General features: G+C 35.4%; 21 protein-coding genes and 2 pseudogenes. 15 read left to right on the top strand and 8 right to left on the bottom strand.

The window, feature by feature from the left end:
- Positions 1 to 41: 41 nt before the first annotated feature.
- Together pdhC and lpdA are read left to right on the top strand one after the other, a co-directional pair.
- Positions 42 to 1,331, top strand: coding sequence for a pyruvate dehydrogenase complex dihydrolipoyllysine-residue acetyltransferase (gene pdhC / locus AC1DMU_RS01335; protein WP_000863412.1), 1,290 nt, complete (start codon positions 42 to 44; stop codon positions 1,329 to 1,331).
- Between the two features lie 5 nt (positions 1,332 to 1,336).
- A complete protein-coding gene (gene lpdA, locus AC1DMU_RS01330; RefSeq protein WP_000260109.1) occupies positions 1,337 to 2,749 on the top strand; it encodes a dihydrolipoyl dehydrogenase in 1,413 nt (470 codons plus the stop codon).
- 39 nt (positions 2,750 to 2,788) lie between these two features.
- Here the strand turns inward: lpdA and AC1DMU_RS01325 are convergent.
- Positions 2,789 to 3,444: pseudogene (locus AC1DMU_RS01325) on the bottom strand (DHHW family protein); the annotation flags it as partial.
- 29 nt (positions 3,445 to 3,473) lie between these two features.
- Positions 3,474 to 4,867, bottom strand: a pseudogene (locus AC1DMU_RS01320) (MBOAT family O-acyltransferase).
- A 246-nt stretch (positions 4,868 to 5,113) separates the two neighbouring features.
- Here AC1DMU_RS01320 and AC1DMU_RS01315 point away from each other — a divergent pair.
- On the top strand, positions 5,114 to 5,341 hold the full coding sequence (locus AC1DMU_RS01315) for a hypothetical protein (protein ID WP_048546134.1): 228 nt from the start codon (positions 5,114 to 5,116) through the stop codon (positions 5,339 to 5,341).
- A gap of 1 nt (position 5,342) precedes the next feature.
- Here the strand turns inward: AC1DMU_RS01315 and AC1DMU_RS01310 are convergent, their stop codons facing one another.
- Positions 5,343 to 5,735 (bottom strand): DUF1885 family protein, encoded by a 393-nt coding sequence (locus AC1DMU_RS01310; protein WP_001163318.1) that lies wholly within the window; start codon positions 5,733 to 5,735, stop codon positions 5,343 to 5,345.
- Positions 5,736 to 5,862: 127 nt separating this feature from the next.
- On the opposite strand from AC1DMU_RS01310, the gene AC1DMU_RS01305 reads away from it, so the two are divergent.
- The 4 genes from AC1DMU_RS01305 to AC1DMU_RS01290 all read left to right on the top strand — a co-directional run bounded on the left by AC1DMU_RS01305 (position 5,863) and on the right by AC1DMU_RS01290 (position 6,844).
- Entirely contained in the window at positions 5,863 to 6,159 is a 297-nt protein-coding gene (locus AC1DMU_RS01305; RefSeq protein WP_088064496.1) for a DUF3055 domain-containing protein, read from the top strand.
- Positions 6,160 to 6,353: 194 nt separating this feature from the next.
- Positions 6,354 to 6,482, top strand: a complete 129-nt coding sequence (locus AC1DMU_RS01300; RefSeq protein WP_000536778.1) for a GapA-binding peptide SR1P — start codon at positions 6,354 to 6,356, stop codon at positions 6,480 to 6,482.
- A 59-nt stretch (positions 6,483 to 6,541) separates the two neighbouring features.
- Positions 6,542 to 6,670 (top strand): GapA-binding peptide SR1P, encoded by a 129-nt coding sequence (locus AC1DMU_RS01295; RefSeq protein WP_000536801.1) that lies wholly within the window; start codon positions 6,542 to 6,544, stop codon positions 6,668 to 6,670.
- A 45-nt stretch (positions 6,671 to 6,715) separates the two neighbouring features.
- Positions 6,716 to 6,844 (top strand): GapA-binding peptide SR1P, encoded by a 129-nt coding sequence (locus AC1DMU_RS01290; protein ID WP_000536796.1) that lies wholly within the window; start codon positions 6,716 to 6,718, stop codon positions 6,842 to 6,844.
- 35 nt (positions 6,845 to 6,879) lie between these two features.
- On the opposite strand, the gene AC1DMU_RS01285 is transcribed toward AC1DMU_RS01290, so the two are convergent.
- On the bottom strand, positions 6,880 to 7,710 hold the full coding sequence (locus tag AC1DMU_RS01285) for a protein-glutamine gamma-glutamyltransferase (protein WP_088064321.1): 831 nt from the start codon (positions 7,708 to 7,710) through the stop codon (positions 6,880 to 6,882).
- A 75-nt stretch (positions 7,711 to 7,785) separates the two neighbouring features.
- Positions 7,786 to 9,258, bottom strand: a complete 1,473-nt coding sequence (gene speA, locus AC1DMU_RS01280; protein ID WP_142291804.1) for an arginine decarboxylase — start codon at positions 9,256 to 9,258, stop codon at positions 7,786 to 7,788.
- A gap of 366 nt (positions 9,259 to 9,624) precedes the next feature.
- On the opposite strand from speA, the gene AC1DMU_RS01275 reads away from it, so the two are divergent.
- Positions 9,625 to 9,894 (top strand): UPF0223 family protein, encoded by a 270-nt coding sequence (locus AC1DMU_RS01275; RefSeq protein ID WP_000456567.1) that lies wholly within the window; start codon positions 9,625 to 9,627, stop codon positions 9,892 to 9,894.
- A gap of 80 nt (positions 9,895 to 9,974) precedes the next feature.
- On the opposite strand, the gene AC1DMU_RS01270 is transcribed toward AC1DMU_RS01275, so the two are convergent.
- Positions 9,975 to 10,601, bottom strand: coding sequence for a YktB family protein (locus AC1DMU_RS01270; RefSeq protein WP_000175087.1), 627 nt, complete (start codon positions 10,599 to 10,601; stop codon positions 9,975 to 9,977).
- 206 nt (positions 10,602 to 10,807) lie between these two features.
- Here AC1DMU_RS01270 and AC1DMU_RS01265 point away from each other — a divergent pair, with 206 nt between their 5' ends.
- Both AC1DMU_RS01265 and AC1DMU_RS01260 read left to right on the top strand, forming a co-directional pair.
- Positions 10,808 to 10,996, top strand: a complete 189-nt coding sequence (locus AC1DMU_RS01265) for a hypothetical protein (RefSeq protein WP_001250166.1) — start codon at positions 10,808 to 10,810, stop codon at positions 10,994 to 10,996.
- An 88-nt stretch (positions 10,997 to 11,084) separates the two neighbouring features.
- Positions 11,085 to 11,876 (top strand): inositol monophosphatase family protein, encoded by a 792-nt coding sequence (locus AC1DMU_RS01260; RefSeq protein WP_088064319.1) that lies wholly within the window; start codon positions 11,085 to 11,087, stop codon positions 11,874 to 11,876.
- A 44-nt stretch (positions 11,877 to 11,920) separates the two neighbouring features.
- On the opposite strand, the gene AC1DMU_RS01255 is transcribed toward AC1DMU_RS01260, so the two are convergent.
- Complete coding sequence (locus tag AC1DMU_RS01255) at positions 11,921 to 12,100, bottom strand: DUF5325 family protein (RefSeq protein WP_000400128.1); 180 nt, start codon at positions 12,098 to 12,100, stop codon at positions 11,921 to 11,923.
- A 140-nt stretch (positions 12,101 to 12,240) separates the two neighbouring features.
- On the opposite strand from AC1DMU_RS01255, the gene typA reads away from it, so the two are divergent.
- From typA to AC1DMU_RS01240, 3 genes are all read left to right on the top strand, one after another.
- Positions 12,241 to 14,085 carry a translational GTPase TypA gene (typA, locus tag AC1DMU_RS01250; RefSeq protein ID WP_000914755.1) on the top strand — a complete coding sequence of 615 codons (1,845 nt, stop codon included), beginning with the start codon at positions 12,241 to 12,243 and terminating at the stop codon, positions 14,083 to 14,085.
- Between the two features lie 155 nt (positions 14,086 to 14,240).
- Entirely contained in the window at positions 14,241 to 14,543 is a 303-nt protein-coding gene (locus AC1DMU_RS01245; RefSeq protein WP_000893656.1) for a YlaH-like family protein, read from the top strand.
- A 14-nt stretch (positions 14,544 to 14,557) separates the two neighbouring features.
- Positions 14,558 to 14,833: a hypothetical protein gene (locus AC1DMU_RS01240; RefSeq protein WP_088064318.1), complete on the top strand. Its 276-nt coding sequence runs from the start codon at positions 14,558 to 14,560 to the stop codon at positions 14,831 to 14,833.
- 35 nt (positions 14,834 to 14,868) lie between these two features.
- Here AC1DMU_RS01240 and AC1DMU_RS01235 read toward each other — a convergent pair whose 3' ends face one another.
- Positions 14,869 to 15,069 (bottom strand): YlaI family protein, encoded by a 201-nt coding sequence (locus AC1DMU_RS01235; protein WP_001995040.1) that lies wholly within the window; start codon positions 15,067 to 15,069, stop codon positions 14,869 to 14,871.
- 145 nt (positions 15,070 to 15,214) lie between these two features.
- Between AC1DMU_RS01235 and AC1DMU_RS01230 the strand changes: the two genes are divergently transcribed.
- Positions 15,215 to 15,670: a PNPOx family protein gene (locus AC1DMU_RS01230; RefSeq protein WP_000024571.1), complete on the top strand. Its 456-nt coding sequence runs from the start codon at positions 15,215 to 15,217 to the stop codon at positions 15,668 to 15,670.
- Positions 15,671 to 15,916: 246 nt separating this feature from the next.
- Entirely contained in the window at positions 15,917 to 17,245 is a 1,329-nt protein-coding gene (locus tag AC1DMU_RS01225; protein WP_000358079.1) for a PhoH family protein, read from the top strand.
- Positions 17,246 to 17,288 lie beyond the last annotated feature (43 nt).

Here is a 17,288-nt window from a genome sequence, read left to right as displayed (position 1 = left end):
CATATTCCATAATAATGAAATGAATCAGGGGGCTGAATTCCGTGGCATTTGAATTTAAACTACCAGATATCGGTGAAGGTATCCACGAAGGTGAAATCGTAAAATGGTTTATTAAACCAGGCGATGAAGTAAACGAAGACGATGTACTTCTTGAAGTACAAAATGATAAAGCAGTAGTAGAAATCCCTTCTCCTGTTAAAGGTAAAGTACTTGAAGTACTTGTAGAAGAAGGAACAGTTGCAATTGTAGGAGATACATTAATTAAATTTGATGCTCCTGGATACGAAAACCTTAAATTTAAAGGTGACGATCATGATGCAGCTCCAAAAGCTGAAGAAGCAGCAGTAGAAGCTCCAGCAGCGGAAGCTACTCCAGCAGCAACTGCAGAAGTAGTAAATGAGCGCGTAATCGCTATGCCATCTGTTCGTAAATATGCTCGTGAGAACGGCGTAGACATTCATAAAGTAGCTGGTTCTGGTAAGAACGGCCGTATCGTAAAAGCTGACATCGATGCATTTGCAAATGGTGGACAAGCAGTAGCAGCAACTGAGGCTCCAGCAGCAGTAGAAGCTACTCCAGCAGCAGCGAAAGAAGAAGCACCAAAAGCACAACCAATCCCAGCTGGTGAATATCCAGAAACTCGTGAGAAAATGAGTGGTATCCGTAAAGCGATTGCTAAAGCAATGGTTAACTCTAAGCATACAGCTCCTCACGTAACATTAATGGATGAAGTAGATGTAACAGAACTTGTTGCTCACCGTAAGAAGTTCAAAGCTGTTGCAGCTGACAAAGGTATTAAATTAACTTACCTTCCATACGTTGTTAAAGCTTTAACATCTGCATTACGTGAATACCCAATGTTAAACACTTCTTTAGATGATGCTTCTCAAGAAGTAGTTCATAAACATTACTTCAACATCGGTATCGCAGCTGATACAGACAAAGGTCTATTAGTACCAGTTGTTAAAGATACAGATCGCAAGTCTATCTTCACTATTTCTAACGAGATCAATGATCTTGCTGGTAAAGCACGTGATGGTCGTTTAGCTCCGGCTGAAATGAAAGGTGCTTCTTGCACAATCACAAACATTGGTTCTGCAGGTGGACAATGGTTCACTCCAGTTATCAATCACCCAGAAGTAGCAATCCTTGGTATCGGCCGTATCGCTGAGAAGCCAGTTGTGAAAAACGGTGAAATCGTTGCAGCTCCAGTATTAGCATTATCTCTAAGCTTTGACCATCGTTTAATTGACGGCGCAACTGCTCAAAAAGCATTAAACCAAATTAAACGTCTATTGAATGACCCACAATTATTAGTAATGGAGGCGTAATAACAATGGTAGTAGGAGATTTCCCAATTGAATTAGATACAGTCGTTGTTGGTGCAGGTCCTGGTGGATACGTTGCGGCAATTCGTGCAGCACAATTAGGTCAAAAGGTAGCAATTATCGAAAAAGCTAACCTTGGTGGCGTATGCTTAAACGTTGGATGTATTCCTTCAAAAGCGTTAATCAATGCAGGTCATCGTTATGAGAATGCAATGCATTCTGATGACATGGGTATCACTGCAGAGAACGTAAAAGTTGACTTTACAAAAGTTCAAGAATGGAAAAACGGCGTAGTTAAGAAATTAACTGGCGGTGTTGAAGGCCTTCTTAAAGGTAACAAAGTTGAAATCATTCGCGGTGAAGCTTACTTCGTAGATGCTAACACATTACGCGTAATGACTGAAGATGCAGCACAAACGTATACGTTTAAAAATGCTGTTCTTGCAACTGGTTCTACACCAATCGAAATTCCAGGATTCAAATACTCTAAACGTGTTATCAACTCTACAGGTGCTTTAAGCTTACCTGAAATTCCTAAAAAACTTGTTGTAATCGGCGGCGGTTACATCGGTATGGAATTAGGAACTGCATATGCTAACTTCGGTACAGAAGTTACTGTAGTAGAAGCTGGCGACGAAATCTTAGCTGGTTTCGAAAAAGCTATGAGCTCTGTTGTTAAACGTGCTCTTCAAAAGAAAGGTAACGTAAATATCCATACAAAAGCTATGGCTAAAGGCGTTGAAGAAACAGAAACTGGCGTAAAAGTTAGCTTTGAAGTTAATGGTGAAATCCAAACTGTAGAAGCAGATTACGTATTAGTAACTGTAGGTCGTCGTCCAAACACTCAAGAAATTGGTCTTGAGCAAGTTGGAGTTAAAATGACTGACCGCGGCATCATCGAAATCGATGAGCAATGTCGTACAAACGTATCAAACATCTATGCAATCGGTGATATCGTTCCTGGACCACCATTAGCTCACAAAGCTTCTTACGAAGGTAAAGTAGCTGTTGAAGCAATTAGTGGCCATGCATCAGCAATCGATTATATCGGAATTCCTGCAGTATGCTTCACTGATCCTGAATTAGCATCTGTTGGTTACACTAAGAAACAAGCTGAAGAAGCAGGAATGACAGTAGCTGTATCTAAGTTCCCATTCGCTGCTAACGGTCGTGCATTATCATTAAACAGCACTGACGGTTTCCTACAACTTGTAACACGTAAAGAAGATGGTCTTCTTGTAGGTGCTCAAGTTGCAGGTGCAGGCGCTTCTGATATTATCTCTGAGATTGGTTTAGCTATCGAAGCAGGAATGACAGCAGAAGATATCGCTCAAACAATCCACGCTCACCCAACATTAGGTGAGATCACAATGGAAGCAGCTGAAGTTGCTCTTGGAATGCCAATTCACATTGTAAAATAATTATAAAAAAACGTCTTCTAAATTTAGAAGACGTTTTTTTTATTCTTTATTTTCAAATTGATACATTTTTTATTTGTACTAGTGTCATTATAAAGGAATAACACGATATCAGCATTTAGTTTTTCGAGTTCTTGTTTTACATTTTTGCTTGCCGCAAATCGTGGATCAATAAATGTTGTTTGTTCAAACTCTTGTGCAAATAAAGGATAAGTTGCATCTGCATAAGAATCTTTAATAATGACAGCATGTAGTTTGGTTTTTGCATCTGGATTTAAAATATTTATCTGTGCATAGTCTGTTTTGTAAACGGAACTATAGTCTGGTGAAAGCTTATTTTTGTCCACTGCAAAGAATTCCTTCATCGGCATTTTCATCGATTCTTCTGATTTTGGACCGAGATATACAGTGTAATTATCCCACATATTTGGGTTTTGCTTTAATTGTACATATGGGATTGTTTCAGGTGTTTCTATTAAATTATACAGTTGTTTATTCCAGCTACCGATAAAGTGTCCATTCGGTTTTTCTATAGTTATTTTATAATCATCTCGATTAACAGCATTACCTTTAAATGTTTTAGATTCATTAGCAATGTGCTTCATTGTTTGCTCGTATGCATAAAATGCACCTTTCATATTCCAATGATGATCGGTCTTAAAGTATAGATCTTCTAATTGTTCATGAGTAAATTCCTTTAGTGAAATTTTTCATAGTTAGCCCTCCTTTAGAAGCGGAAGTAAATAAATGGATTGTAAGTTGCATTCGTTAAATACATCATAGTTATGATTAAGACACTCAAGTAATAAAGTGGAGATAAAATGACTACCTTTTTATTTGCTAATTGATTCTTGATCCAAGAGAAAAATGGAGCGGATGTAATAATAGCAAGTATTAAAGATTCCCCAATAATTCATCACATAGAAATAACTCGTAATGTCAGTCAACGATCTATTTAATCCGAACATTGCTTGTGAAAATTTAGAACAGTAGCTAAAATTATCAGCGCGGAAGAACATCCAACCAATAATCACTAAAAACATAACGTATACGTGTTGAATCGGCCAACATAATTTTTGTAATAATTTTTCGAAACCAGCCTTTTCTAAAGCGATTAAACATCCGTAATAAATACCCCAAATCATAAATGTCCAACTAGCTCCATGCCAAAATCCGGTTAACGCCCATACAATGAAGAGATTACGATAGATTTTCCAAGTGGATACGCGATTCCAACCTAATGGAATATAAACATAATCACGGAACCAAGAACGAAGTGAAATGTGCCAATGACACCAAAATTCAGAGATGGATTTTGAAATATATGGGTAATTGAAATTTTTTAAGAAATCAAATCCGAACATTTTTCCTAATCCGATTGCTATATCACTGTAACCTGAAAAATCGAAATAAATTTGTAATGTGTAAGCGATCGCACCAATCCAAGCGGTAGATACGCTCATTGTTGCTGGATCCATCGCAAATATTTCATCGGCAATAGCTCCTAATTGATTCGCAATTAAAACCTTCTTTCCTAATCCAATGATAAAATGACGAATTCCTTCTGAAAACTTATCAGCAGTAACTGTTCTAACATGTAATTGAAAAGCGATTGTATTATATCGAACAATGGGTCCTGCTACTAATTGTGGGAAAATAGTAAAGTATAGTGCAAGGTCAAATAGATTTCGCTGAGCTTCTACTTTTTTCTTATATATGTCAATAATATAACTCATTGCATGGAAAGTGAAAAATGAAATCCCAATTGTAAGGGGATTTTTTCTAGTACAATGTTTGTATGAAAAATGTCATTTATATTATCTACTAAGAAATTAGCGTATTTAAAATATCCGAGTATAGCAGTATTGACAACGATTGCTATAGTCAGAATAACTGTTCTATTTGTACTAGACAGTCGGTCTTTATTAAGCCATATTTCGAACCAATAGTTGATGAAAATAGAAAAAAGCATTAGGAAGACATATATTGGTTCTCCCCAAGCATAAAATAATAAACTAAATAATAGAAGAACTATGTTTTGTAATTCTTTCCGTACTAAGTAGTACACGAAAAGAATTGCAGGTAAAAAAGGCATAAGAAAAACAAATTGCTAAATAACATGTATCATTAAATCCGTTCTATCTTTTCTCTTTAAGGAGTATGCCATGCGATGAATGAATAATCTATCTTATAGGAGATATGAGAGAATGTATTGTTAAAAACGAGGAATATTCGCATTAGAATAGTTGGAGAATTTGAAAAAGAAAAATACAACGATGAATTAGGTGGGATTTGGAAAAGTCTACCTTCAAAATGTTAAGAGGGAAGAGCTGAAGCATATAATAGGAAGAAAAAGGAGGTAACGCTATGAAAATTACACTAGCTTCATTTTTTCATCTAGTTTTATGGAGTGGATTTTCAGTAGTGTTATTATTGTCAAGTCGTGATAAACTTCATTATAAAATTTTTCTTTTTCTTATATTTTTGTACTTAGCGTATGTAATAGCGTATGTCATACTAAGTGCAAGGAGAAAAGCGATGCTTCTTACTTGCACAAATAGTATGATCTTTCTAATCATTTATTTTTGTTTTTAAATTAACGTTTATAGAAATACATTGTTCTTCCATTAAATAATTGTAATTCTCCTTCTAATTTCTTCGCTAGAAAACGGCAAAATTCATTTGCTTTTCCTTTATCACCGAATGTTGCATTAGGTGGTAAAGAAATCTGAATAAAAGATTGTTCCTTTTCTATACCAACACCAACATATATGGAGTCATATCGATCGTGAGTAGCTTGTAGTTTTAATGTTGTTGCTGATGTATCTAAAATTTCATAAGGAAAAGCGGTATTTGTATAAGCGTAATTAATTTGAACACCAGTTTTGGAAGTAACTGTTTTATAGTACTGAAAAAGTTGTTTTATATCATCTGTTGAAACAGTTTGTTGATTGGATTTAGGTACAAGCGTAATAAAGGCATGTTGCATATAAGTTCCTCCTAACTTAGTAGAATACTATCATTCTACATCCTACTGAATTTTTTGACAATTAAAAGGAGTATTCCTTTTTTTGTTTAATATACTAATGAAAGGTGATGTAGAAAGGTGGAAACCGATGTTTGAAAAATTGTATGATGAGCATGAAAGTGTGAAGGTACGATTTTTGGGGTTTATGACACATGATACTCGTTATGATTTTGGTGTTATTTATACAAATATGTTTTTTGGAAAGCTGCTCATTGTTTGTATGCAAACAGGAAGGTCTACTTTACTTGGAAGAGATGATGTAGAGAATGTGCAACATATACAGGAAGTTTTTAAATTAGGGTCAGAAGAGGAAGCAGCAGAGTTAGCTCAGTTTTTTAAATTTTTAGTCCCATCTACTTCTTTGCATGCGGAATATGAAGAATAATTAATGTAAAACAGTCGTACGTATAAATATGGCTGTTTTTTTGTTCGAATATCGCATACTAATTTAAATTAAAAATATTTAATGTGTTATACTAAAAACCTATTGACGTAAAAAGTATAACATATTAAAATAAAGACAGAAAGTTAAGCGGTTACAAAAGTTTTTGGGATTATAAACTTAGGGGGAAATGAAAAATGGGAACGATCGTATGTCAAGATTGTGAAGGTACAATTGCACACTTCGAGGATGAGAAAGTAACGGTACTTTACGGGAAATGTGGATCTTGCGGATGTGATCACACAGAGCATACAAAAGCCCAATAATTGATAGGAAATGGACAGCTAAAAGTTTTTAGGACCATAAACTTAGGGGGAAATGAAAAATGGGAACAATCGTATGCCAAGTATGTGAAGGAACAATCGGACATTTTGAAGATGAAAAAACGACAGTGCTTTACGGAAAATGTGGTACAAATTGTGACTGTGCTAATAGAGACAAGGCGAAAGCTTAATTATAAATAAGTAGATTATTATTAAAACTCAGGGGGAAATGAAAAGTGGGAACAATCGTATGCCAAGTATGTGAAGGAACAATCGGACATTTTGAAGATGAAAAATCAACAGTACTATACGGAAAATGTGGATCTCATTGCGAATGTGACCATAAAGAACATACAAAAGCTTAAATAAGAAGAAGCGCCTACATATGTAGGCGCTTTTTTTAATGAATTGTAGTTGTATGGCCAACTGTTGCAACGATTGCATCATCTCTAATCGGAATAAATCCTATCGATGTCTGTGGAGTGCTAGGAGAGGCGTAGTGGCTCATGAGACGGCTATCAATACGGGTAATAGTATCGGTCAAGAAAGCTGAAATAAAAGCGTAAGGGACTCGTCGTTCATTTAATGAGTATATAATTTCCTCTTTTGTTTTTACACCTACGCCATGTCCGTAAAAAAAGAAATTTCCTAGATAGATTGTATTTTCTCCTTGCCACTCGATCGTAGCTGGATTCACTTGTGGATTTTTAAAATAAACGAGATCACCTGGAACAAGATCGCCACCCGTTTTTGTTATGAGCTTTAAATCTTGATCGTAGTCCCACGTATAAAGTAAAAGGTTTGCAAAGAGACGGTTGAAAGTTTCTTCCTCATATAATGATAGTAAAGCTTTGTAAAAAATAATGATCATAGCGGTGGCGCATTCAGTTCCATATAGTTTTCCGTTTTTGAAAATATCTTGTATGGCAATGGAAGGGGGTATGTTTGGTAGTAGCTCGAATCCTCCAAGTGGTGTTCTTTTCCAATACTGGGGGTTGCAAAAGGATTGTTGAAATGTGCGAAACTGAAATCCACTTTGAAAAAGTTCTAATGCAGAAGTAATAATATTCACTCGCAAATTTAGATCAAAGCTGAGTTCATCAGATGTTCGGAAGGAATAAATTTCTTGATTTCCTGCCATTATCGATAAAATTTGTTGTTTCTCAGCTGCAAATGGCTCATATTCATTTGTGATATAAGGATGTACAATAGAACGGCCTATTACAATCATAATAGTATCCCCACCTATACGTTACATTACTTAATATCGTATGGGAAAAGAGAAAAAAGGTGAAAGAAAAGCCTATCAACTGATAGGCTTGTACTCTTTAATCACACGTAATGTTTGTAATGTCATATCTTCAGGACCTTGTACAGGCAAACCCGCTTCTAAGTTTTTACGAATATACTCTAAGTTATCTTGTGTAATAATTTCCCCCGGAGTAAAGATTGGAATCCCTGGCGGATAAACCATAACGAAATCAGCTATAATACGACCTGCTGCATTTTCAAACGGAATGACTTCTGTTTCCGAATAAAAAGCATCTCGAGGAGAAAGTGCTAGCACTGGTATTTCTGGAATTTCTACTTGTATTTGAACACCTTTATCGGCTTTATTTCTAAATGTTGCTGCTAAATCTTGTAATGCTGCAATAAGTGTATTTGTCTCACTTTCTGTATCCCCAAAAGTGACAAGACATAGTATGTTGTATAAATCCGAGAGTTCTACTTCAATGTTATATTGCCCTCTAAGCCATACTTCAGCCTGATGGCCTGTAATACCTAAATCTTTTACAGATACAATTATCTTTGTAGGATCGTAGTTAAAAGTAGCATCTGTACCTAGCATTTCTTTCCCAGGACAGTAAAGATCCTCAACAGCATTAATAGCATCACGAACTTGTTCCGCTAATTGAATTGTTTGTTCTATGAGTGCTGTTCCTTCTGTAGCAAGACGTTTTCTAGCAACATCTAGGGATGCTAACAAGATGTAAGAAGTTGATGTAGTCGTAAGCATGCTAATAATAGATTGAACATGTTTAACGTTCACAAGGCCTTCCTTCACGTTAAGAATAGAACTTTGCGTTAAAGATCCTCCTAATTTGTGAACACTTGTTGCTGCCATATCTGCACCGGCTTGCATCGCTGACATCGGCAATTCATCGTGAAAATGAATATGAACACCATGAGCCTCATCAACTAGTACAGGGATATCATAAGAATGGGCTAATTGGACAATCTGTTCTAAGTCCGCAGCAAAGCCAAAGTATGTTGGATTAATAACAAGTAAGCCTTTCGCATCTGAATGCTCTTCAAGTGCCTTTTTGACAGATTGAATTGTGATTCCGTGTGAAATACCAAGTTTTGGATCGATTTCAGGATGCATGAAAATCGGTTTTGCACCTGAGAAAATAATAGCTGACATTACTGATTTATGCACGTTTCGTGGCACTAGGATTTTGTCACCAGGACCGCACACGCTCATCACCATTGTCATTATTGCACCACTTGTACCTTGAATAGAAAAGAAAGTATGATCTGCACCAAATGCAGCGGCTGCTAAATCTTGTGCTTCTTTAATCATACCTTTTGGATGATGTAAATCATCGAGCGGCGCAATATTAATTAAATCAATTGCTAATGCATTATGCCCAATAAATTCGCGAAATGTAGGATCCATGCCCTGTCCTTTTTTGTGACCAGGAATATGGAATTGAATTGGATTTCGCTTACTGTGCTCAACTAAAGCGGTAAACAATGGTGTTTCGTATTGGGACAATCTATACACCCCTTCTTTTTCATAATATTTATTAGAGTTTGTTTTATATAATCTTGTTCTAAAAAAGTTAAGTGCTTTTTAGAATGAGACTTGTTTTTCTGCCAATCACAAAAGCATTTTTGAGATGGTAGGTTCACTTTATTTTCTATAAAACAAAAGCATTATATCACCAATAATTATAGATGTATAGAAAAAATATTTTTACAGTGAGTATGTTAAATAGTTATTTCCAATTAACTTATAGAGGAAGACAATTCCATCACAATGAATAAATAGTGTATAATGCAAAGTGGCTATAGTGAAGAAGAAAAAAATCCCTTTAAGATAGCATATTGAAATAAGAAGAAATGATAAATGAGGTGCGAAATGGAATATCAATATCCGTTAGATTATAATTGGTCAAATGAGGAAATGGTTGTAATTGTGAAGTTTTATGAAGCAATTGAGAAAGCATATGAAAAAGGAATTATAAGAGAAGAATTAATGGGATTATATCGTCGTTTTAAAGAGATTGTTCCATCTAAAGCAGAAGAGAAGAAAATTGATAAAGAGTTTCAAGAAGTAAGTGGATATTCTATATACCGTGCGATTCAAAGGGCGAAAGAAACTGAAGAACAAAAGCTTGTAAAAATGTAAAAAAATTTTGAAAAATGAAAACTGAAGTGATATAATGTGATAACAACTAAAAACGGACAATATAAATTGTCCGTTTTCTACTATCGATTACAAAGTGCATATAAAGGAAGGAGTGATTGCATCGTAGATTCAATCTTAGCAAGGAATTGTTCGTTGGTCATTGCTGAAAACTCCTCTGGTGATATATGAATACCAACTAATAATTCTGCTTTTTTCACAGTAGCTAGACGTTCAATCATCTTTTGTAAGTCTTCTGTTTCAAGTGTTTTATGTAATTTTACACTTGGTTTAGTATGGTCAATGGACCAAACGAAGTCATTTGGAATATTTGTTTTTAAATCATTTAAATGTTCTAAGAAGGCGTGAGCCGTCTCCACTTTTTGTGGACACTCATAGATTAAACCAAAGTATATGAAGGCATGAGTACCCCATAATCCAATTTGGAAATGTGGCAGCATTTTATAACCGCGTTTATTTGTTGAAAAAGCAACCCAAGTATCGTTTGGTGGATTGACTTTGCGGCGTGCATGTTTTGCTACATGATAAAAAAAGTTCTCATCAGTTTGTTTGGATAAATACGTTGCAAACTGTTCCCCTAAAGCTTCAAGCTTAGGATGAATGTTCGTTTTAATTGCACTCATTCGTTCTTCGAGACCATCAACTGTAAAGACCTCAAAATCAGTTGACTTGAATGTTTGTAGTGTCATGATTGTTCCTCCAACTCCTATTTTGCTTTTATTTTAGCATAGCTTGTACTATTCATAAAAAAAACAGCACAAAAAAATTTAAATAAAAAAATATAATTTTGTTGCATAGATGATTTATCCAACATAGTATAGTATAAAACAAAAAATCAGAAAATTGAATCAATTCTAGTCCGAGGGCAGACGAATATTGGGAGGAGGCAAATAATATGAGACAGGTGATTAATGCGTTAAAGAGAACAGATGCTGAAAAGAGAATACCGGTGCTACGTTTGGAGCTAGATTATGAATTAGCAACTTTATATGATGCGATGATGGAAAATGATAAACTGAAAAAAGAAGAGTGTGTACAAAAGTTAGAAGTGTTAAGACTTGAAATGATTCGTTTAGAAGCGTAATAATAGTATATGTATAAAAAATTAGTTGGTGCGAACCTTATAAAGGGTTCGTTTTTTCTGTGAACAGTATAGATCGGAGTGTTTAAACATGCAAGAAGTATGGAAAGACATCGATGCACACGCCAAACAGTGGATTCGAGATGCAGGAGAGTTTTTAATGGCATCAATGGAAAAAGCACTTACTATAGAAACGAAATCCAATGCAGCTGATTTAGTAACAAATATGGACCGAGAAATAGAACAGTTTTTAATTGGGAAAATTAAAGAAACATTCCCGAACCATAATATTTTAGGAGAAGAAGGTTATGGAGATGAGGTAACTTCTTCTGATGGGGTTGTTTGGTTAATTGATCCAATTGATGGCACGATGAACTTTGTTCATCAAAAAAGAAATTTCGCAATTTCAATTGGAATTTATGAGAACGGTATCGGAAAGGTTGGACTCATTTATGATCCAGTTCATGATGAATTATACCATTCGGTAAAGGGAGCTGGAGCATTTTGTAATGAAGTACCAATACCTTTATTGGAAAAAGGAACTGTAGAGCAAGGTATTGTAGCTTTAAATGCGATATGGCTTACTGACAATCCAATGCTTAATAAGGAAAGTATGATGGCACTGGTTAAGAAAGCAAGAGGCACGAGATCATATGGCTGTGCAGCGTTAGAGATGGTATACGTTGCAACAGGAAGAATAGATGCATATGTAACGCCGAGATTATCACCATGGGATTTTGGTGGGGGACGGATAATTGTAGAGGAAGTTGGAGGCAAGGTGACAACTTTTTCTGGATCCCCGCTTTCTATCGTAGAGAAGAGCAGCGTATTAGTTGCAAAACCAGGAGTGTATGAAGAGTTGTTACGATTTATAGCGGAGTAACAAAAAAAGTAAGAGGCTGTATAAGCGCTTCTTACTTTTTGACGTTATTTCGATTTACGCATTTTTCTTTTTGTTACAAAACCGTATCCAACTGTAACAAATGTGCCGATAATGCAAATAATAATACCGATGGGACTATTTTCAGCAACCATAATGCCGATACCGATTAAGAAAATAACACCGATAATTGCAGTTAATAAAAAGCGATATTGAATGTGTTCCATTTCTTCACCCTCCAATCTCATTTTACTTTCACAAAAGTAAGAATACAACTATATTTTCATTCTTGATTTTATTTTGATTGCCATTGTATCCCCTTCGCTCTTATAATAGAGAAGGATTAAAAAGACATTAGGAGTTGGACATGTTGAAAAAACGACAAGATTTACGAAATATAGCAATTATTGCCCACGTTGACCATGGTAAAACAACACTTGTTGACCAGTTATTACGTCAAGCGGGGACGTTCCGTGCGAATGAACATATTGAAGAACGCGCAATGGACTCAAACGATCTAGAAAGAGAACGTGGTATTACAATTTTAGCGAAGAATACTGCGATTCACTATGAAGATAAAAGAATTAACATTTTAGATACACCTGGTCACGCTGACTTCGGTGGAGAAGTAGAACGTATCATGAAAATGGTTGATGGTGTTCTACTTGTTGTTGATGCATATGAAGGTTGTATGCCACAAACACGATTTGTTTTAAAGAAAGCTCTTGAGCAAAACTTAACTCCAATCGTTGTTGTAAACAAAATTGACCGTGACTTCGCTCGCCCTGATGAAGTAGTTGATGAAGTAGTTGACTTATTCATCGAACTTGGTGCAAACGAAGATCAATTAGAGTTCCCAGTTGTATTTGCATCAGCAATGAACGGAACAGCAAGCTTAGATTCAAATCCAGCAAATCAAGAAGAGAATATGAAATCATTGTTTGACACAATTATTGAACATATTCCAGCACCAGTTGATAACAGCGAAGAGCCACTTCAATTCCAAGTAGCACTTCTTGATTACAATGACTATGTTGGTCGTATCGGGGTTGGACGCGTATTCCGTGGTACAATGAAAGTAGGACAACAAGTTGCATTAATGAAAGTTGATGGAACTGTAAAACAATTCCGTGTAACGAAATTATTTGGTTACATTGGATTAAAACGTCAAGAAATTGAAGAAGCAAAAGCTGGAGATTTAGTAGCTGTTTCGGGTATGGAAGACATTAACGTAGGTGAAACGGTATGTCCGGTTGAGCATGAAGAGGCTTTACCATTATTACGTATTGATGAGCCAACACTACAAATGACATTCCTTGTAAATAACAGCCCATTTGCAGGTCGTGAAGGTAAATTCATTACATCTCGGAAAATTGAAGAGCGTCTTCGTTCACAATTAGAAACAGATGTAAGTTTACGTGTAGATAATACAGATTCTCCTGATGCGTGGATCGTATCTGGACGCGGGGAATTACATTTATCTATCCTAATTGAAAACATGCGTCGTGAAGGTTATGAACTACAAGTATCTAAGCCTGAAGTAATTATTAAAGAAGTTGATGGCGTAAGATGTGAGCCTGTAGAGCGCGTGCAAATCGATGTACCTGAAGAATACACTGGTTCTATTATGGAATCTATGGGTGCACGTAAAGGTGAAATGTTAGATATGGTGAATAACGGAAACGGTCAAGTTCGCCTTACTTTCATGGTTCCAGCACGTGGTTTAATTGGTTACACAACAGAATTCTTAACATTAACTCGTGGTTACGGTATTTTAAACCATACATTCGATTGCTACCAACCAGTACACGCTGGACAAGTTGGTGGACGTCGCCAAGGTGTTCTAGTTTCACTTGAAACAGGAAAAGCATCACAATACGGTATTATGCAAGTTGAAGACCGTGGTGTAATCTTCGTTGAACCAGGTACAGAAGTATATGCTGGTATGATTGTTGGAGAACATACTCGTGAGAATGACTTAACAGTTAACGTTGTAAAAATGAAACAACAAACTAATATTCGTTCTGCGACGAAAGATCAAACTTCAACAATGAAAAAACCACGCTTAATGACTTTAGAAGAGTCATTAGAGTACTTAAACGATGACGAGTTCTGTGAAGTAACTCCAGAATCAATTCGTCTACGTAAAAAGATTCTTGATAAGAGCGAGCGCGAAAGAGCTGCTAAGAAAAAGAAATCTGTAGAAGCGTAAAATAATAGAACAGCTACCTTTGAGGGGTGGCTGTTTTTTATTGTATTTATTTTTGGAATATTTACTCTTTTTTGTGGACAGTATTTTTTTTGCGGGTTACTCTTGTATTAAGTACATAAATAAAATTTGTTTCTTGTGAGAAAGGGGGATGAATGATGTTAGAAAGAATGTCGTTTTTTGCGAAATTATGTAAAGTTGATGAAAATCCGGAACTAGGGATGTGGTTGCTGTATGGCATCATTATTATATTAAGTGCACTTGTGTATAATTTAGGTTTTGCAAGAAAACTATCAATAATAAAAAATATAGTGATATATATATCGTTAGCGATTGGATGTACAGTTTTAACTTTCTTTGCAGTTTTTTTACCTGTTGGAGAGGGCCTTGTTGTAGCGGCAATTGTACTTGGGATTTATAGGTTGCGTTTACGTCAAGCGAGACAACAAAAAGCAGGGTGAGGGGGCAAATTTTTATGCGTTCAGTACAAGATGCGTTATATAATTGGTTAACAATTAAAACAGTTGCCGAAGCACGTCCAGATGATCGTGCTGCACAAGAAACGTATTTGTTATTTGAAAATATGATATATGAAGAACATAAATTAAAGAATGTGGAAGTTAAAAAGAATGAAGAAATGTATTTGATTACATATGAAATGAATGGAGAAAGAAAATCTGCAAGGTTTCCGTTAGAAGCTATTGATTGTTTTGTGGATCAAATGAATCGTGAACCTGAAAAATATAAATAAGTCCTTATCTATATGATTAAGGACTTATTTACATTTTACCAATCGTCTTCGACTTTTTTATCACGGTATAATCGGAAATTACCACTTGCATGACGTTCCATCGTACGTTCTGCAATTCGTTCCGAACATTCCATGCACATATATGTATGAATAGGGCGGTTACGTAGTTTTTTTGCCATAGGATTTTCATCATCTAACATATCTTTTTTATCACAAATCATACACTTGACTCTCATTTCGTCACCTCAATACGAATTCTATCAGTATAAGTATATCATGGAAGTGTAATATTTTTGAATAATAGCGGGAAAAAATAATATTTTCGCAATTCGAAAAATAAGTTATGATAAGGATATAGTAAGTATATTTGGAGGTGGAAATATGGCGAATGTAGTAGATCCTACATTAACAGATGATTTAGTACAAACGTTACGTAAAGAATGTATTGTTATGGTAGCAACAACAGACTTCGAAAAACAAGTTCCTAACGTAAGTGCTATTTCTTGGGTGTATGCAGTGAGTAAAACTAGTATTCGATTTGCAGTAGATCAACGTTCACGTATTGTGGAAAATATACGGCATAGTACTGGGCTAGTATTGACTATAATGGCGAATGAATCCGTATTTTCCATTAGTGGTGCAGGTGAAATTTTGACTGATAGAATGGAAGGCATTCCTCTAAAATTAACTGTAATAGAAGTAAATGTACAAGAAGTACGTGATGTTATGTTTTATGGAGCGAAGCTTGCAACTGAGCCAACCTATGAAAAAACATATGATATTCGCGCAGCGAAAAAGCTGGATAACCAAGTGTTAGTAGGAATAAAAGAATTATAAATGTGATAAATAAGAAAATAAGTTATTAACTTTTGTAATCAGTTATTGTGATTTTATGTTAATAATTATAATTAAAAGTAATATATTGAATAGAAATGAATAAAAAATAAATAAAAGGTTTCATGGTTATGAATTTCGATTCTACCTCGTTTATACGGTACATATAATTATAACAATGGTTCGTCCATATTTTATGGATGAAACCCTTGTTCTACAAATTTAAAAGTGGAGTCAGGGGGTAACAGGTTGGATAAAATTTATGTGTTAGATACGAATGTACTTTTGCAGGATCCTTTATCTATTTTTTCATTTGAAACAAATGAAGTAGTGATTCCAGCAGTTGTATTAGAAGAGGTTGATTCGAAAAAACGTTATATGGATGAAGTAGGACGAAACGCTCGTTATGTATCTAAGTTAATAGACAAATTTCGTGAAATAGGAAAGCTGCATGAAAGTATTCCGTTAGAAAACGGCGGTACATTTCGTATTGAATTAAATCATCGTTCATTTGTTCAACTACAAGATATTTTTGTAGAAAAAACAAATGATAATCGAATTTTAGCTGTAGCAAAAAATCTATCTTTAGAAGAACAAGAAAAAGAGGACGGGAAGTCTGTTATTTTAGTAAGTAAAGACGTGCTCGTAAGGGTAAAAGCTGATGCAATTGGTTTGAAGGCGGAAGATTATTTAAGTGATCGTGTAATTGAAGTAGATAATATATATTCAGGATTTTTAGAAGGGTATATATCAAAAGAGCAATTAGATTATTTTTATGAAAAAGGTGAATTGCCTTTATCCGAAATTGCAAATCACCCTTTTTATCCAAATCAGTTTGTAGTAATGAAAGATGCATTAGGGGGATCTAGTTCAGCACTTGGCATTGTGGATCATTTAGGTAAGAAGGTAAAGAAACTTATTTTTCACAATGAACAAGTATGGGGGATACGACCACGAAATGTGCAGCAAATTATGGGGTTAGAATTGTTGCTTCGTGAAGATATTCCGCTAGTAACGTTAACGGGGAAAGCTGGTACAGGAAAAACATTACTCGCGTTGGCTTCAGGACTCATGCAAACGGAAGATTTAGGACTATATAAAAAACTACTCGTTGCAAGGCCAATTGTTCCAGTCGGAAAAGATATCGGTTATTTACCAGGAGAAAAAGAAGAAAAGTTAAGACCATGGATGCAACCGATTTTTGATAATCTAGAGTACTTATTTAATACGAAAAAGCCAGGAGAGTTAGATGCTATTTTAGCTGGAATGGGTTCGATTGAAGTAGAGGCCCTTACCTATATACGTGGGAGAAGTATTCCAGATCAGTTCATTATAATTGATGAAGCACAAAATTTAACGAAGCATGAAGTGAAAACGATATTAACAAGGGTAGGAGAAAAAAGTAAAATTGTATTAATGGGGGATCCTCAGCAAATTGATCACCCGTATTTGGATGAATATAATAATGGTTTAACATATGTTGTAGAGAAGTTTAAAGAGCAACGTATTAGTGGTCATGTAAAGTTTGTTAAAGGGGAGCGGTCTAATTTAGCTCAACTTGCAGCGGATTTATTATAAAAGGAGTGAGCTGAGGCTCACTCCTTTTTCTTCCAAGTATACA

The organism is Bacillus sp. 01N45, assembly GCF_056399205.1.
Note: the sequence above shows the minus strand (reverse complement) of the source record. Positions and strands in the feature narration are given on the sequence as shown.

Coding starts and splice junctions, on each gene's coding strand:
- lpdA (WP_000260109.1), top strand. CDS start 1,337: ATGGTAGTAGGAGATTTCCCAATTGAATTAGATACAGTCGTTGTTGGT.
- AC1DMU_RS01315 (WP_048546134.1), top strand. CDS start 5,114: ATGAAAATTACACTAGCTTCATTTTTTCATCTAGTTTTATGGAGTGGA.
- AC1DMU_RS01310 (WP_001163318.1), bottom strand. CDS start 5,735: ATGCAACATGCCTTTATTACGCTTGTACCTAAATCCAATCAACAAACT.
- AC1DMU_RS01305 (WP_088064496.1), top strand. CDS start 5,863: ATGTTTGAAAAATTGTATGATGAGCATGAAAGTGTGAAGGTACGATTT.
- AC1DMU_RS01300 (WP_000536778.1), top strand. CDS start 6,354: ATGGGAACGATCGTATGTCAAGATTGTGAAGGTACAATTGCACACTTC.
- AC1DMU_RS01295 (WP_000536801.1), top strand. CDS start 6,542: ATGGGAACAATCGTATGCCAAGTATGTGAAGGAACAATCGGACATTTT.
- AC1DMU_RS01285 (WP_088064321.1), bottom strand. CDS start 7,710: ATGATTGTAATAGGCCGTTCTATTGTACATCCTTATATCACAAATGAA.
- AC1DMU_RS01275 (WP_000456567.1), top strand. CDS start 9,625: ATGGAATATCAATATCCGTTAGATTATAATTGGTCAAATGAGGAAATG.
- AC1DMU_RS01270 (WP_000175087.1), bottom strand. CDS start 10,601: ATGACACTACAAACATTCAAGTCAACTGATTTTGAGGTCTTTACAGTT.
- AC1DMU_RS01265 (WP_001250166.1), top strand. CDS start 10,808: ATGAGACAGGTGATTAATGCGTTAAAGAGAACAGATGCTGAAAAGAGA.
- AC1DMU_RS01260 (WP_088064319.1), top strand. CDS start 11,085: ATGCAAGAAGTATGGAAAGACATCGATGCACACGCCAAACAGTGGATT.
- AC1DMU_RS01255 (WP_000400128.1), bottom strand. CDS start 12,100: ATGGAACACATTCAATATCGCTTTTTATTAACTGCAATTATCGGTGTT.
- typA (WP_000914755.1), top strand. CDS start 12,241: ATGTTGAAAAAACGACAAGATTTACGAAATATAGCAATTATTGCCCAC.
- AC1DMU_RS01245 (WP_000893656.1), top strand. CDS start 14,241: ATGTTAGAAAGAATGTCGTTTTTTGCGAAATTATGTAAAGTTGATGAA.
- AC1DMU_RS01240 (WP_088064318.1), top strand. CDS start 14,558: ATGCGTTCAGTACAAGATGCGTTATATAATTGGTTAACAATTAAAACA.
- AC1DMU_RS01235 (WP_001995040.1), bottom strand. CDS start 15,069: ATGAGAGTCAAGTGTATGATTTGTGATAAAAAAGATATGTTAGATGAT.
- AC1DMU_RS01230 (WP_000024571.1), top strand. CDS start 15,215: ATGGCGAATGTAGTAGATCCTACATTAACAGATGATTTAGTACAAACG.